The organism is Microbacterium sp. ZW T2_14 (assembly GCF_044987405.1).
GTDB lineage: Bacteria > Actinomycetota > Actinomycetes > Actinomycetales > Microbacteriaceae > Microbacterium.
Genome location: NZ_JBJDRK010000001.1, coordinates 174,825 through 187,572, shown reverse-complemented (window position 1 = coordinate 187,572; position 12,748 = coordinate 174,825). Strand labels below are relative to the sequence as shown.

Here is a 12,748-nt window from a genome sequence, read left to right as displayed (position 1 = left end):
GCCCCGACTGAGGGACCAAGCTGCGATTCGCCTGAATCCTCGACGGGCGGGGACGCGGCGTCCGGCTGCCGGAGCCGGGCATCTACGCTGGACGGGTGGCAGAGTTCACGGTCAGGCCCGCGCGCACGCGCGATGTCCGCCGCATCCAGGCGCTTCTCGAGCCGTTCGTGCAGCGGCGCATCCTGCTCGGCAAGGACCTCGTCGTCCTCTACGAGGCGACGCAGCAGTTCCTCGTCGCCGAAGACGCTGACGGCGAGCTCATCGGCTGCGGTGCGCTGCACGTCATGTGGGAGGACCTCGGCGAGATCCGCACGCTGATCGTGGCCGACGGCTGGCTGCATCACGGCGTCGGGCGGGCGATCGTCGAGGCGCTCGAGGCGAACGCCCGTACCCTCGGACTGTCGCGGCTGTTCTGCCTCACTTTCGAAGTCGACTTCTTCACGCGTCGGGGCTTCACGCCGATCGGCGAGCAGGTGGTGGATCCCGACGTCTACTCCCAGCTCATCCGCTCGCCCGACGAGGGCGTCGCCGAGTTCCTCGACCTCGCGCACGTGAAACCCAACACCCTGGGCAACACCCGCATGATCAAGCGGCTCTGACCGGCGCTCACGGCGAGACTCGTCCCGGCTCGGCGTGTCCGGGCGCGCCGACCCGAGAACACCGGCGCCGCGGTTAACCTGTGAGCATGACCGGCACCACTCCGCGACGCCGCCCCTCGCCGGCGGTGTACCGTCGCCGGCGTCTCGTGCTGCTGATCGCTCTGCTGGTCGTGGCCGGGGTCGTCTGGCTGCTGATCGCCCAGCCGTGGGCGGTCGCCGCGACGGACTCGTCGAAGAAGCCCGACACCGAGCAGTCGCAGGACTCGGCCGAGTCTCTGCCGGTGCCGTCGTCGCAGGCGACCGTCGGGGGCACGGACACCGGCGCCGTCGAGGGCGCCGTGGTGGAGGGCGCGACACCCACGCCCGGTGCGACGCCGGCTGCTGCGCCCTGCGTCGCCAGCGAGATCACGGTCGAAGGCGTGACCAGTGCCGACACCTACGCGGGCGACCAGAACCCGCAGTTCTCGATCACGCTCACCAACAACGGCGCAGACTGCACCCTGAATGTGGGCACGAGCGCACAGTCGTTCACCGTGACGAGCGGTGACGACGTCTGGTGGCGCTCCACCGACTGCCAGAGCGAGCCGAGCGACATGGTCGTGCTGATCGCCGCGGGCCAGACCGTGTCGAGCGCCGCACCCCTCACGTGGGACCGCACCCGCTCGGCCGTCGGCACCTGCGCCGACGGCAACCGACCTCTCGCTCCCGGCGGCGGGTCGTCGTACCACCTCTCCGTCGAGATCGGCGGCGTGGCCTCGACCGAGCCGAAGCAGTTCCTCCTCTACTGAGGGGACCTCCGCAACTCCCGGAGATATCAGGCTCCAGTCCGCAAGGAGTCCGCAGGACCGCCGGAACGGCCCTCGAACGCGACCGCGACAGCCTGCGCACGCGCTGGACTCGCCGAGTGGCTGATCGCAGCCTCCCCACCTTGCTCGGCCTAGGCCGCACGCCGATCTTCGGGGGGCTCGGCGACGTGATCGGTCACAGTTTCCGGCACGCGTCCGTCGCGGTAGCGGATCATCCGGCCTATCAAGAGGCCGATGAGGACCGCCGCCGCGATCCACACGGCAACGCCGATCACCACGAGGACTCCCCAGTCCATACTCGACTCCTCAGCCGATCGGGCCCCTCCGACCTCACGGGTGGAGGGGCGTGTCGTCGTTGTCCACCATCACTCGTAACAAGCCCATTACCTGCCGGGAATGGACCCGAACGGCACGTTTATGGAATGGTGAGATTGACCTTCTGCTGACGATGCCTGGCAACCCCAGTGCCACATGGGCAGTGCGTTTCGTTCCCCAAGCGGGCGCACACCGTCACGGTAGGTCCGGTCCCCCTCGGGCCTTGAGAAGCTGGCAAGCACGGGCCCGAGGGGGACCGCCCTTGAAGCGTCCGTGCGATGCCGGCCGTTCTCCCAGTCCCCAGTGCGGCCAATGAAGGAAAGTGGACCCCAAGTCCCGACACTCGTCGCCGTCTCACCTTAGCTGTCCCCCTTTTGGGGGACAAGAGTATGACGTCCGGTTCACCGCGTGCGACCGCGTTCCTCCACACGACCATGTCGATCGCGCCTCCAGGCCCGTCCCACCCCGACGACCACCACACGGCCGTTCCAGCCGGCGTGACGAAGGGTCGCGGCATCCGTCGCAACCGGTCCTCGTGAAACGACGAAGCGGGGCGGCCCCACGCCGCCCCGCTTCGCCCTCCCACCTGAGGGTCTGGCCGAACTCCTCTAGGTCTTGTCGCCGAACACCTCGGTCTCCATCGCGTCGTAGCCCTCCTCCTGAGGGTCGCCGTGGGTGCCGCCTGAGAGCGCGTACTCCTCCTCCGGCGACAGCACCAGGCGGTGCCGGAAGTAGAGCGCGAACCCGACCAGGATCACGACGTAGACGATGGCGATGGCGACGATGGCGGGGCGGGCCGGCTCGTTGATGAAGAAGCCGAAGAAGATCAGCACCGAGACGGCGCCCGCGATGACGGCGCCGGGGATACCCCACGGGCTGCGGTACGGGCGGTCGGCGTTCGGATACTTGCGGCGCAGAATCACGTACGACGTCATCTGCAGCGCGTAGGCGATCACCGCTCCCCAGATCGCGATGTTCAGCACGATCGCTCCCGCCACGCCGGCGGTACCGCCGAGCGAGTCGACGAGCACCAGGGCGACGAAGCCGATCACCGCGCCGACCACCAGCGCAACCCAGGGAGTCGCGCGCTTGCCGGTGAGCGACAGGAACTTCGGGTAGTAGCCGGCCCGCGACAGCGAGTACATGTTGCGTCCGTAGGCGAACATGATGCCCTGCAGCGACGCGAGCAGACCGATGAGCGCGAACAGGGCGAGCACGGCCGCCAGCTCGTCGCCGACGATCGCCCGGAAGCCGTCGAGCAGCGGCTCGCCCGCGGTGCCGGTCGCCTCGGCGCCGACGACCCCTGTGTTGAGGAACAGCACGAGCAGGCCGGTGATGATCAGGGTCGTCCGGGCGATGAAGCCGGCACGAGGGATGTCGCGCTCGGGGTTGTGCGACTCCTCCGCCGCGAGCGGGAGTTCCTCGATGCCGAGGAAGAACCACATCGCGTACGGCAGCGCGAACAGGATCGGGATCACGCCGTGCGGCAGGAAGGCGGTCTGGCCCGGGTCCGGCGCGATGTCGAAGAGCTTGTCCCAGCTGAACTGGCCGGAGAAGATCGCCATCACCGAGAACACCAGGATGATCGCGATCGAGATGATGGACACGACGATCGCGAATTTGAACGAGATGGCTGCGCCCGCGGCGTTCAGTGCGATGAAGGCGGCGTAGAGGATGATCCACCACACCCACGTCGGCATCGAGAAGTTCAGCAGTTCACTGGTGATCGCGTCGGCATAGGACGCCGAGAAGTACACGATGACCGCGGTCGTCGCGACGTACTCGATGGTCTCGGCGGCGCCGGTGACGAGGCCGCCCCACGGGCCCATCGCGGAGCGCGCGAACGAGTACGCTCCGCCGGTGTGCGGCATCGCGGCGGCCATCTCGCCGATCGAGAAGATCATGCCGTAGTACATGACGACGAGGATGGCGAAGGCGATGAGCATGCCGCCGAAGCCGGCGAAGTCGATGCCGAAGTTCCACCCGGAGAAGTCGCCCGAGATGACGGCCGCCACCGCGAGGCCCCAGAGGCCCCAGACGCCGGCGGAGCGCTTCAGGGTGCGCTTCTGGAAGTAGTCGTGGCCGGCGCGTGTATAGGTCGCTCCCGCGACCTTCGACTGCCGACCGGAAGTGGATGCCGGGGTTTCCGGCGGAGGGGCACTGCTCGCTTGGGACATCGGTCCTCCAGGGATTAGCGAAGGGAGGTGCGCTCGGGTGCGCGGATGCGCTTTTCGCCGATTGTGGTGCCTATTGGTCGGCTGTGTCTACCTTTGAGAGGGAATTTCGTTAGAGTGTGCGGGTGAGCGCGGTTCGGGGGGACCGCGCTCACGAGTCCGTCGGACGTCGACACAGGAGGAGGAGCGGATGCCGGGAAACCTCACCGTCGAGCAGCTGAACGCCGGGATCGCCGCCGGCGACATCGACACGGTCATCGTCGCCTTCGCCGACGCGCAGGGGCGGCTGGTCGGCAAGCGGGTGTCGGCGCGGCTCTTCCAGGAGGAGGTGCTGCCCCACGGCGCCGAGGCCTGCAACTACCTGCTGTCGGTCGACGTCGACATGAACACCGTCGACGGCTACGCGATGTCGAGCTGGGAGACCGGCTACGGCGACATGATGCTGCGACCCGACGTCACGACCCTCCGCCGCGTGCCGTGGCAGCCGGGATCGGCGCTGGTGATGGCCGACCTCACGTGGGAGAACGGCGAGCCCGTCGTGCAGTCGCCCCGCGACATCCTCAACAGGCAGCGCGCCCGCCTGGCAGACCGCGAACTCGTGGCCTTCTCGGGCACCGAGCTCGAGTTCATCGTCTTCGACGACACCTACCGGGATGCCTGGGCCAAGGGCTACCGCGAGCTCACGCCGTCCACGGACTACAACGTCGACTACGACCTGCTCGCCTCGGGGCGTCTCGAACCGCTGCTGCGCGACATCCGTCTCTCGATGGACGGTGCCGGTCTGTACACCGAGGGTGTCAAGGGCGAGTGCAACCTCGGCCAGCAGGAGATCGCGTTCCGCTACGCCGAGGTGCAGGAGACCGCCGACCAGCACGCCATCTACAAGAACGGCGCGAAGGCCATCGCCGACCGGCACGGCAAGGCGCTGACCTTTATGGCGAAGTTCAATGAGCGTGAGGGCAACAGCTGCCACATCCACCTGTCGGTGCGGTCGGCCGCCGGTGATCCCGTGATGGCGGGCGACGGCGCGCACGGCTTCAGCCCGCTCATGGAGCACTGGATCGCCGGCGTGCTCGCGACGCTCCGTGAGTTCACGCTGCTCTTCGCGCCGAACATCAACTCGTACAAGCGGTTCGCGAAGGGGTCGTTCGCCCCCACCGGCATCGCGTGGGGCATCGACAACCGCACGTGCGCGCTGCGGGTCATCGGCCGGGGCCCGTCGCTCCGCGTCGAGAACCGGGTGCCCGGCGGCGACGTCAACCCGTACCTCGGTATCGCCGCGATCATCGCGGGCGGTCTGCATGGCATCGAGAACGAGCTGCCGCTGCCGGACCGGCTCGAGGGCAACGCGTACACCGCGGGCGTCGACCATCTGCCGACGACGCTGCGGGAGGCGGCGCAGCTGTTCGGCGAGTCGGCCATCGCCCGCGCCGCGTTCGGCGACGACATGGTCGAGCACTACCTGAATCAGGCGCGCATCGAGATCGAGGCCTACGACGCGGCCGTGACCGATTGGGAGAGGGTCCGTGGTTTCGAACGGCTCTAGTGTCGAAGGGCGCCGGCCGGTCATCGGCCTGACGACCTACCTCGAGCAGGCGAAGCAGGGGGTGTGGGACGTCCGCGCCGCGTTCCTGCCGCAGCAGTACTTCGACGCGGTGACCGCGTCGGGCGGCATCGCCGTCCTGCTTCCGCCGCAGCCCGAGCCCGACACCGCGGCCGCCAGGGTGCTCGACGGGCTGGACGGGCTGATCCTCACCGGGGGACTCGACGTCGACCCGTCGCTGTACGGGGCGGAGCGGCACCCGCTCACGGATCCCGCACGCCCGGACCGCGACGCGTGGGAGCTCGCCCTGTTCCGCGGCGCGGAGGAACGACGGATGCCGGTGCTCGCGATCTGCCGCGGGCTCCAGCTCGTCAACGTGGCGCGGGGCGGCACGCTGCACCAGCACCTGCCCGAGGCGCTCGGCACCGAGCGGTTCCGCATCGGCCGCGGCGTGTTCGCGACCAACGAGGTCGCCGTCGACGAGGGGTCGCGTCTCGCGGAGCTCGTGGGCGCCGGAGGTCTCGACGTGCACAGCTACCACCACCAGGGCATCGACCGGCTGGGCGCGGGGCTCGTCGCCACGGCGCGCACCGATGACGGCCTGGTGCAGGCGTTCGAGTCCGACGGCGACGGGTACGTCCTCGGCGTGCAGTGGCACCCCGAGGAGAATCGCGAGGATCGCAGGCTCTTCGCGGGGCTCGTGGCCGAGGCATCCGCCTATGCCGAGTCGGCTTCCCGGTCGTCGAGCGAGACGGAAGGTTCCGAGTCAGGTCCCCGGTCGTCGAGCGAGCGAGGAACGAGCGAGACGGAAGGTTCCGAGTCAGGCCCCCGGTCGTTGAGCGAGCGAGGAACGAGCGAGACGAAACGCACCCAGTCGGCTTCCCGGTCGTTGGGCGAGCGCGCTTCGACGAGCTCAGCGACGGCGCGCGGGACGGCTCGCGCCCAGCCGTCGAACGGGGTGCTCGCATGACGTCCACCTTCACCGTCATCGACCCGACGACCGCGCGGCCGATCCGCGAGATCGCGCGCGCGGATGAGGCGCAGACGGATGCCGCGATCGCGCGTGCCGTCATCGCCCAGCGTTCGTGGGCGTCGCTGCCGCCCGTAGCCAGAGCGGATGCGCTACGAGCGTTCGCCCGCGTCGTCGAAGCGCATGTGGAGGAGCTCGCGCAGCTCGAGGTGCGGAACTCGGGGCACCCGATCGGCTCGGCCCGCTGGGAGGCGTCGCACGTCGCCCAGGTGCTGAACTTCTACGCCGGCGCCCCCGAACGCCTCAGCGGACAGCAGATCCCGGTGGCCGGTGGGCTGGATGTGACGTTCCACGAGCCCTACGGCGTCGTCGGAATCATCGTGCCCTGGAACTTCCCGATGACGATCGCGTCGTGGGGCTTCGCGCCGGCGCTCGCCGCGGGCAACGCGGTGGTGCTCAAGCCCGCGGAGCTCACGCCCCTCACCGCGATCCGGCTCGGCGAGCTCGCCCTCGAAGCGGGGCTTCCCGAGGGCCTGTTCACGGTGATCACCGGGTCGGGCTCTGTCGTGGGGCAGCGGTTCGTCTCGCACCCCGACGTGCGCAAGGTCGTCTTCACCGGCTCCACCTCGGTCGGGACGGATGTCGCGGCCGGCTGCGCCCGCGAGCTCAAGCCCGTGACGCTCGAGCTCGGCGGCAAGAGCGCCAACATCGTGTTCGCCGACGCGGACCTCGAGAAGGCGGCGGCCGCCGCACCGGGAGCGGTGTTCGACAACGCGGGACAGGACTGCTGCGCGCGCAGCCGCATCCTCGTCGAGCGCTCGGTGTACGACCGTTTCCTCGAGCTGCTCGAGCCGGCGGTGCAGGCGTGGCGTGTCGGCGACCCCGCAGACGAGGGCACCTACATGGGGCCTCTGATCTCGGCATCCCATCGCTCCACCGTCGCGGGATTCCTCGACGGGGCGAACGTCGCGTTCCGCGGCTCGGCGCCCGCTGCGGACGACCCGGCACTGGGCGACGGCTTCTGGTTCGCGCCGACCGTCGTGCTCGCGGAGCCGCACGACCGCATCGCGCGCGAAGAGGTGTTCGGCCCGGTCGTCGCCGTGCTGCCGTTCGAGGACGAGGCGGACGCGATCCGCCTCGCGAACGACACCGCCTACGGTCTTGCCGGCTCCATCTGGACGGAGAACCTCGGCCGCGCCGTGCGGGTGTCGCGCGGCGTCAAGAGCGGCGTGCTCTCGGTGAACTCGCACTCGTCGGTGCGGTACTGGACGCCGTTCGGCGGCATGAAGGCGTCGGGGCTGGGCCGGGAGCTCGGGCCCGACGCAGCGGAGCACTTCACCGAGACCAAGAACGTCTTCTTCGCGACGGAATGAGAGGAACAGCATGGACCTGACCCAGCGACTGAAGGACAGGGTCGCGATCATCACCGGCGGTGCCTCCGGCATCGGCCTCGCGACCGCGCGGCGCTTCGCCGCGGAGGGCGCGCGCGTCGTGATCGCCGACCTCGACCCGGCGACCGGCGAAGTCGCGGCGGATGAGGTCGACGGCGTGTTCCGCGCCGTGGATGTCGCGGACGAGACCCAGGTCGACGCCCTCTTCGACGGCGTCGCTGCGGAGTTCGGGCGCATCGACATCGCATTCAACAACGCGGGCATCTCGCCCGCCGACGACGACTCGATCGAGACCACCGAGCTGCCCGCATGGGATCGCGTGCAGGACGTCAACCTCAAGAGCGTCTACCTCTGCTCGCGCGCGGCGCTGCGGCATATGGTGCCGGCCGGCAGCGGCTCGATCATCAACACGGCGTCGTTCGTGGCGCTGCTCGGCTCGGCGACGTCGCAGATCTCGTACACGGCGTCGAAGGGCGGCGTGCTCGCCCTCACGCGTGAGCTTGGTGTGCAGTTCGCGCGACAGGGCATCCGCGTGAACGCGCTGTGCCCGGGGCCGGTGAACACCCCGCTGCTGCAGGAGCTGTTCGCGAAGGACCCCGAGCGTGCGCAGCGCCGGCTCGTGCACGTGCCCATGGGGCGTTTCGCCGAGCCCGAGGAGCTCGCGGCCGCCGTCGCGTTCCTCGCCTCGGACGACGCGTCGTTCATCACGGCCACCGCGTTCGTCGTCGACGGCGGCATCACCAACGCGTACGTCACCCCGCTGTGAGCCTGACCATGTCGAGCCCGCGTGCCACGACTCCGCCTCGGGCTGAACTCCTGATGACGGCAGCCGCACGAGTCCGCCGCCCGGCGCGGCCTGACGCACGATTCAGGCGGAGTTGCGGAACGGATGCCGGGGCCCGGCGATGACCGACGCTCCCTTGCACGAGGTGCGCAGGGCCGTCTACCGGCCGGTGCGCGAGGGCAATGCGCTCGAAGACACCGTCGCCCGTCTGGTGCAGACCATCCGTCTCGGCGTCGTCGCGCCGGGGGAGTCGCTGCCCTCGGAGCGGGAGCTCGCCGTGCTCTATGCCGTGAGCCGCGACACGGTGCGCGAGGCGATCCGCGAGCTCGCCGACACCGGCTACCTCGTACGTCGGCGCGGCCGGTACGGCGGCACGTTCGTCGCCGATCCGCTCCCGCAGCCGCCGCATCCGCGCGACGTGACGGCGGCCGAGCTCGAGGACGTGCTGGGCCTGCGTCGCGTGCTCGAGGCCGGAGCCGCCCGCGCCGCCGCCGGCCGCAGTCTCGACGCCGCCGCGCGCGACGAACTGTGGGCGCGGTACGAGGTCGTGGCCGAGGCATCCGAGACCGACTATCGCCGGCTCGACACGCTCCTGCACCTGTCGATCGCCGAGCTCGCCGGCATCCCGTCGCTCGTCGCGCTCGCCGCGGAGAACCGGGCCCGCGTCAACGAGTGGCTCGACACGTTCCCGCTGCTGCCGCGCAACATCGAGCACTCCAACGTGCAGCACGAGCGCATCGTGACTGCGATCCTCGCCGGGCGACCGGATGCCGCGGAGGCGGCGATCCTCGAACATCTCGCCGGCTCGGAGGCACTGCTGCGCGGGTTCCTCGCCTGATCGGTCCGCTCTGCCACGCGGTCTGCGGGGCGATCACGCCGGAACCGCTGATTAGGCTGGACGGGTGGCAGGCAAGAAGCGCGCGAACAAGAACAAGGAACCGCTGGAGTTCCGCAACACCCAGCTCGCCGACGCGCTGCAGACGCAGGACATGGCGGCCGTCGCCTTCGCGCTGCGGCACGGTCCGACGGTCGCCCCGCTGATGCGCCCCGGCGATCGCGACAACCCGCTCGACGTCGGCGAGGTGTGGACGTACCGCGACCCGAAGACCGGCGATATCGCGCTGCTGCTGTTCAGCGATGCCGCGCACAAGCCCGCCTCGCTGCCGCCCGGCGTCGCACTCCAGTCGCCGGCATGGCTGCGCGCGTTCCTCGGCGCGCACGAGGACGAGATCACCACCGTCTTCTTCGACATCGCCGGCCCCCACCCGCTGCAGGCGTCGCCCGCCGACCTGATCGCCGCGCTCGACGCCTGACGCGTCCGGTGCCGAGCCCTCACCGGGTTTGGGGCGCGTCGCGCCCGTTCGGGGCGCGTCCGGTGCGCCCCGAACGACGATTCTGCGCCCCAAACCCCTGATGCGCCGGGTGGGCGTCTGCGCGACAGAAGTCAGACTCTCCGGGCGAGCGGCTTGCCTCCCCGGGGTCGACGGGGCAGACTCGCCGGGTGGACTTCCTGCTCGTCGGAATCGTGTGCGCGTCCGGACTGGTGCTCCCCATCGTGCTCGGGTACGTCGACCCTTCGCGTCGGCGCCGGACTCGGGGTCGCTGAGCGGACCCGGCGAACCTCAGAACTCGGGGACGTCTTCCCCTGGCCGGCCCTTGGATCGAGCCCGCACGTCGCTGACGGCGCCGCCCAGCGACCCTGAGCGGTTGTCGATGACGTCTCGATACCCCAGACGCGCGCCTTCGCTGCGCCGCTGCGTCGCCTGGGTGACGGGCCGCACCTCACCGGCCAGGCTCAGCTCGCCGACCGCGGCGATGTGACGCGGAATCGTCCATCCCTCGACTGCGCTGGCGACGGCGAGCGCGATGGCGAGGTCGGCCGCCGGTTCGGCGAATCTCACCCCTCCGACCGTCGAGACGTACACGTCTTGATCAGAGGTCTTGATCTTCATCCGCTTCTCGAGCACCGCCAGCACGGTGGCCACGCGCGCGGCGTCGACACCGTTCACGATGCGTCGCGGGTTGCCCGATTTACTGTCGATCGTCAGCGCCTGCACCTCGACCGGGAGCGCGCGACGCCCCTCGAGGGCGATCGACACGCAGGTGCCCGGCTCGGTGCTGCCGTGTCCCAGGAACAGGGCGCTCGGATCGGGCACCTCGGCGATCCCGGCGCCGGTCATGTCGAAGCATCCCACCTCGTCGGTCGGCCCGAACCGGTTCTTGAGCGCCCGCACGAAGCGCAGGGACGTCTGCCGGTCGCCCTCGAACTGGCACACCACATCGACCAGGTGCTCGAGGATGCGGGGGCCCGCGATCGACCCGTCCTTGGTGACGTGCCCGACGATGATCGTGGGGATGCCGCGGTCCTTCGCGACGCGGATGAGCGTGGCTGCCACCTCGCGCACCTGTGACGGATGCCCGGCCATGCCTTCGGACAGTGCCGACGACACCGTCTGCACGGAGTCGACGATGAGCAGGTCGGGTGCGACCTCGTCGACGTGACCGAGGATCGTCGCGAGATCCGTCTCGCTCGCCAGGTAGAGCTCGTCGTGGAGGGCGCCCGTGCGCTCCGCCCGCAGGCGCACCTGCGCCGTCGACTCCTCCGCGCTCGCGTACAGCACGCGCCGTCCCGCGTGGGCCGAGCGGGCCGCCACCTCGAGCAGCAGCGTCGACTTGCCCACCCCCGGCTCGCCCGACAGCAGGATCGCCGCACCCGGCACGAGCCCCCCGCCGAGCACCCGGTCGAACTCGCCGACGCCGCTGGTGCGCCGCGGTGCGTCGGCGGTGTCGATGCGGGTGATGGGCTGCGCGGTGCGACCGGCGCCCGGGGCGACGGGGGTGATCGAACGCAGGATGCCGGTCTGCTCGGCGGCCTCGACCACCGTGCCCCACTGCTGGCACTCGCCGCAGCGCCCGGCCCACTTGAGCGTGGTCCAGCCGCACTCGGTGCACCGGTAGGGCGCGGTCTGCGTGGGGCGTCTGGCAGCGGGCATGGCTTCAGCGTACGGCGAGGTGACGACATGACCCGGCCGGCGGGCGGGGCGTCGCTCGGTCAGTCAGCCGCTGTGGTCAGCGGGGTCGCGAGCGCTCTCCCGCCGCGCCTGTGAACCGGTGCGCACGACGTCCCCACCGACTCGTCGATGCACGACGAGACAGGCGATGACGGATGCCGCGAGCCGCGGCAACCCCTCATCTCAGTGTCAGTCGCGCAGCGAGTCGGCCACCTGCTTCAGTGCGTCGGCCGAGGCGTGGAACAGCTCCAGCTCGTGCGCGTCGAACTGCGTCTCGCGGATCGGCACGGCACCCGCGGCGCTGACGATCGACGGCACGGACAGGGCCACGCCGTCGACGCCGTGGAAGCCGCGGAGCACCGGCGAGACGGGCATGACCGCGCGCTCGTCGTTGAGGATCGCCTCGATGATGCGCGCGCTCGACAGCCCGATCGCATAGTTCGTCGCTCCCTTGCCCTGGATGACCTTGTAGGCCGCATCGCGCACGTCGATGGCGATCTGGTCGAGCTCCTCGACCGTGAGGCGGTCGCCGCGGGGCGTCACCCATTCCAGGACCGGGACGGTGCCGATCGTCGCCTTCGACCACAGCGGGAACTCGGTGTCGCCGTGCTCGCCGACGATGTAGGCATGCACGCTCGAGGTCGAGACGCCCGCCCGCTGGGCGAGCTTCCACCGCAGGCGAGACGTGTCGAGCACGGTTCCCGACGCGAAGATGCGCTCGGACGGCAGCCCGGTGTCTTCCTGGGCCAGCACGGTCAGCACATCGCAGGGGTTGGTGACGATGACGTAGATGGCGTCCGGAGCGGCGCTGAGCAGCTGCGGCATCATCTTCTTCATGATCCCGGCGTTGACGCCGGCCAGCTCGATGCGCGTCTGGCCCGGGTCCTGCTTGGCGCCCGCCGTGATGACCACGACGTGCGAGCCCTCGACGACCGACAGGTCGCTGCCGCCGATGATGTCGCTCGTGCCCGTGAACTGGGTGCCGTGTGCGAGGTCGAGTACCTCGGCCTCCACCTTCTCGGTCGCGATGTCGTACAGCGCGACGTGGCGGGCGGAGCCCCGGATCAGCGCGGCGTACGCGGCGCTCGAGCCGACGCTGCCGGCTCCGACGATGGTGACTTTCGAGTTCTCGATGACGGCCATGCGGCCAGTCTT

The 12,748-nt window shown here is 70.1% G+C and carries 11 protein-coding genes and 1 pseudogene; 8 read left to right on the top strand and 4 right to left on the bottom strand.

The features are described from left to right. Positions 1-95 precede the first annotated feature (95 nt). Entirely contained in the window at positions 96-599 is a 504-nt protein-coding gene (locus ACI3KY_RS00785) for an amino-acid N-acetyltransferase (RefSeq protein ID WP_404928290.1), read from the top strand. A gap of 86 nt (positions 600-685) precedes the next feature. Then, complete coding sequence (locus ACI3KY_RS00780) at positions 686-1,387, top strand: hypothetical protein (protein ID WP_404928289.1); 702 nt, start codon at positions 686-688, stop codon at positions 1,385-1,387. A gap of 149 nt (positions 1,388-1,536) precedes the next feature. On the opposite strand, the gene ACI3KY_RS00775 is transcribed toward ACI3KY_RS00780, so the two are convergent. Both ACI3KY_RS00775 and ACI3KY_RS00770 read right to left on the bottom strand, forming a co-directional pair. Beyond that, positions 1,537-1,701 (bottom strand): hypothetical protein, encoded by a 165-nt coding sequence (locus ACI3KY_RS00775; protein WP_404928288.1) that lies wholly within the window; start codon positions 1,699-1,701, stop codon positions 1,537-1,539. 627 nt (positions 1,702-2,328) lie between these two features. Further along, the gene (locus tag ACI3KY_RS00770) at positions 2,329-3,897 is read right to left on the bottom strand and encodes an amino acid permease (protein WP_404928287.1); all 1,569 of its coding nucleotides are present in this window, start codon (positions 3,895-3,897) and stop codon (positions 2,329-2,331) included. Positions 3,898-4,084: 187 nt separating this feature from the next. On the opposite strand from ACI3KY_RS00770, the gene ACI3KY_RS00765 reads away from it, so the two are divergent. From ACI3KY_RS00765 to ACI3KY_RS00740, 6 genes and pseudogenes are all read left to right on the top strand, one after another. Then, on the top strand, positions 4,085-5,440 hold the full coding sequence (locus tag ACI3KY_RS00765) for a glutamine synthetase family protein (protein ID WP_404928286.1): 1,356 nt from the start codon (positions 4,085-4,087) through the stop codon (positions 5,438-5,440). Further along, positions 5,421-6,167, top strand: a pseudogene (locus ACI3KY_RS00760) (gamma-glutamyl-gamma-aminobutyrate hydrolase family protein); the annotation flags it as partial. The gene ACI3KY_RS00765 and the pseudogene ACI3KY_RS00760, both read left to right, overlap by 20 nt. Before the next feature lie 236 nt (positions 6,168-6,403). Next, complete coding sequence (locus ACI3KY_RS00755) at positions 6,404-7,780, top strand: aldehyde dehydrogenase family protein (RefSeq protein ID WP_404928285.1); 1,377 nt, start codon at positions 6,404-6,406, stop codon at positions 7,778-7,780. 10 nt (positions 7,781-7,790) lie between these two features. Beyond that, positions 7,791-8,564 carry a 3-oxoacyl-ACP reductase gene (locus ACI3KY_RS00750; protein WP_404928284.1) on the top strand — a complete coding sequence of 258 codons (774 nt, stop codon included), beginning with the start codon at positions 7,791-7,793 and terminating at the stop codon, positions 8,562-8,564. A 139-nt stretch (positions 8,565-8,703) separates the two neighbouring features. Then, positions 8,704-9,420 carry a FadR/GntR family transcriptional regulator gene (locus ACI3KY_RS00745; RefSeq protein WP_404928283.1) on the top strand — a complete coding sequence of 239 codons (717 nt, stop codon included), beginning with the start codon at positions 8,704-8,706 and terminating at the stop codon, positions 9,418-9,420. Positions 9,421-9,484: 64 nt separating this feature from the next. Further along, positions 9,485-9,895 carry a dehydrogenase gene (locus tag ACI3KY_RS00740; protein ID WP_404928282.1) on the top strand — a complete coding sequence of 137 codons (411 nt, stop codon included), beginning with the start codon at positions 9,485-9,487 and terminating at the stop codon, positions 9,893-9,895. Between the two features lie 309 nt (positions 9,896-10,204). Here the strand turns inward: ACI3KY_RS00740 and radA are convergent, their stop codons facing one another. Continuing rightward, positions 10,205-11,575: a DNA repair protein RadA gene (gene radA / locus ACI3KY_RS00735; protein ID WP_404928281.1), complete on the bottom strand. Its 1,371-nt coding sequence runs from the start codon at positions 11,573-11,575 to the stop codon at positions 10,205-10,207. 207 nt (positions 11,576-11,782) lie between these two features. Next, complete coding sequence (locus ACI3KY_RS00730) at positions 11,783-12,736, bottom strand: L-lactate dehydrogenase (RefSeq protein ID WP_404928280.1); 954 nt, start codon at positions 12,734-12,736, stop codon at positions 11,783-11,785. Positions 12,737-12,748: the final 12 nt, after the last annotated feature.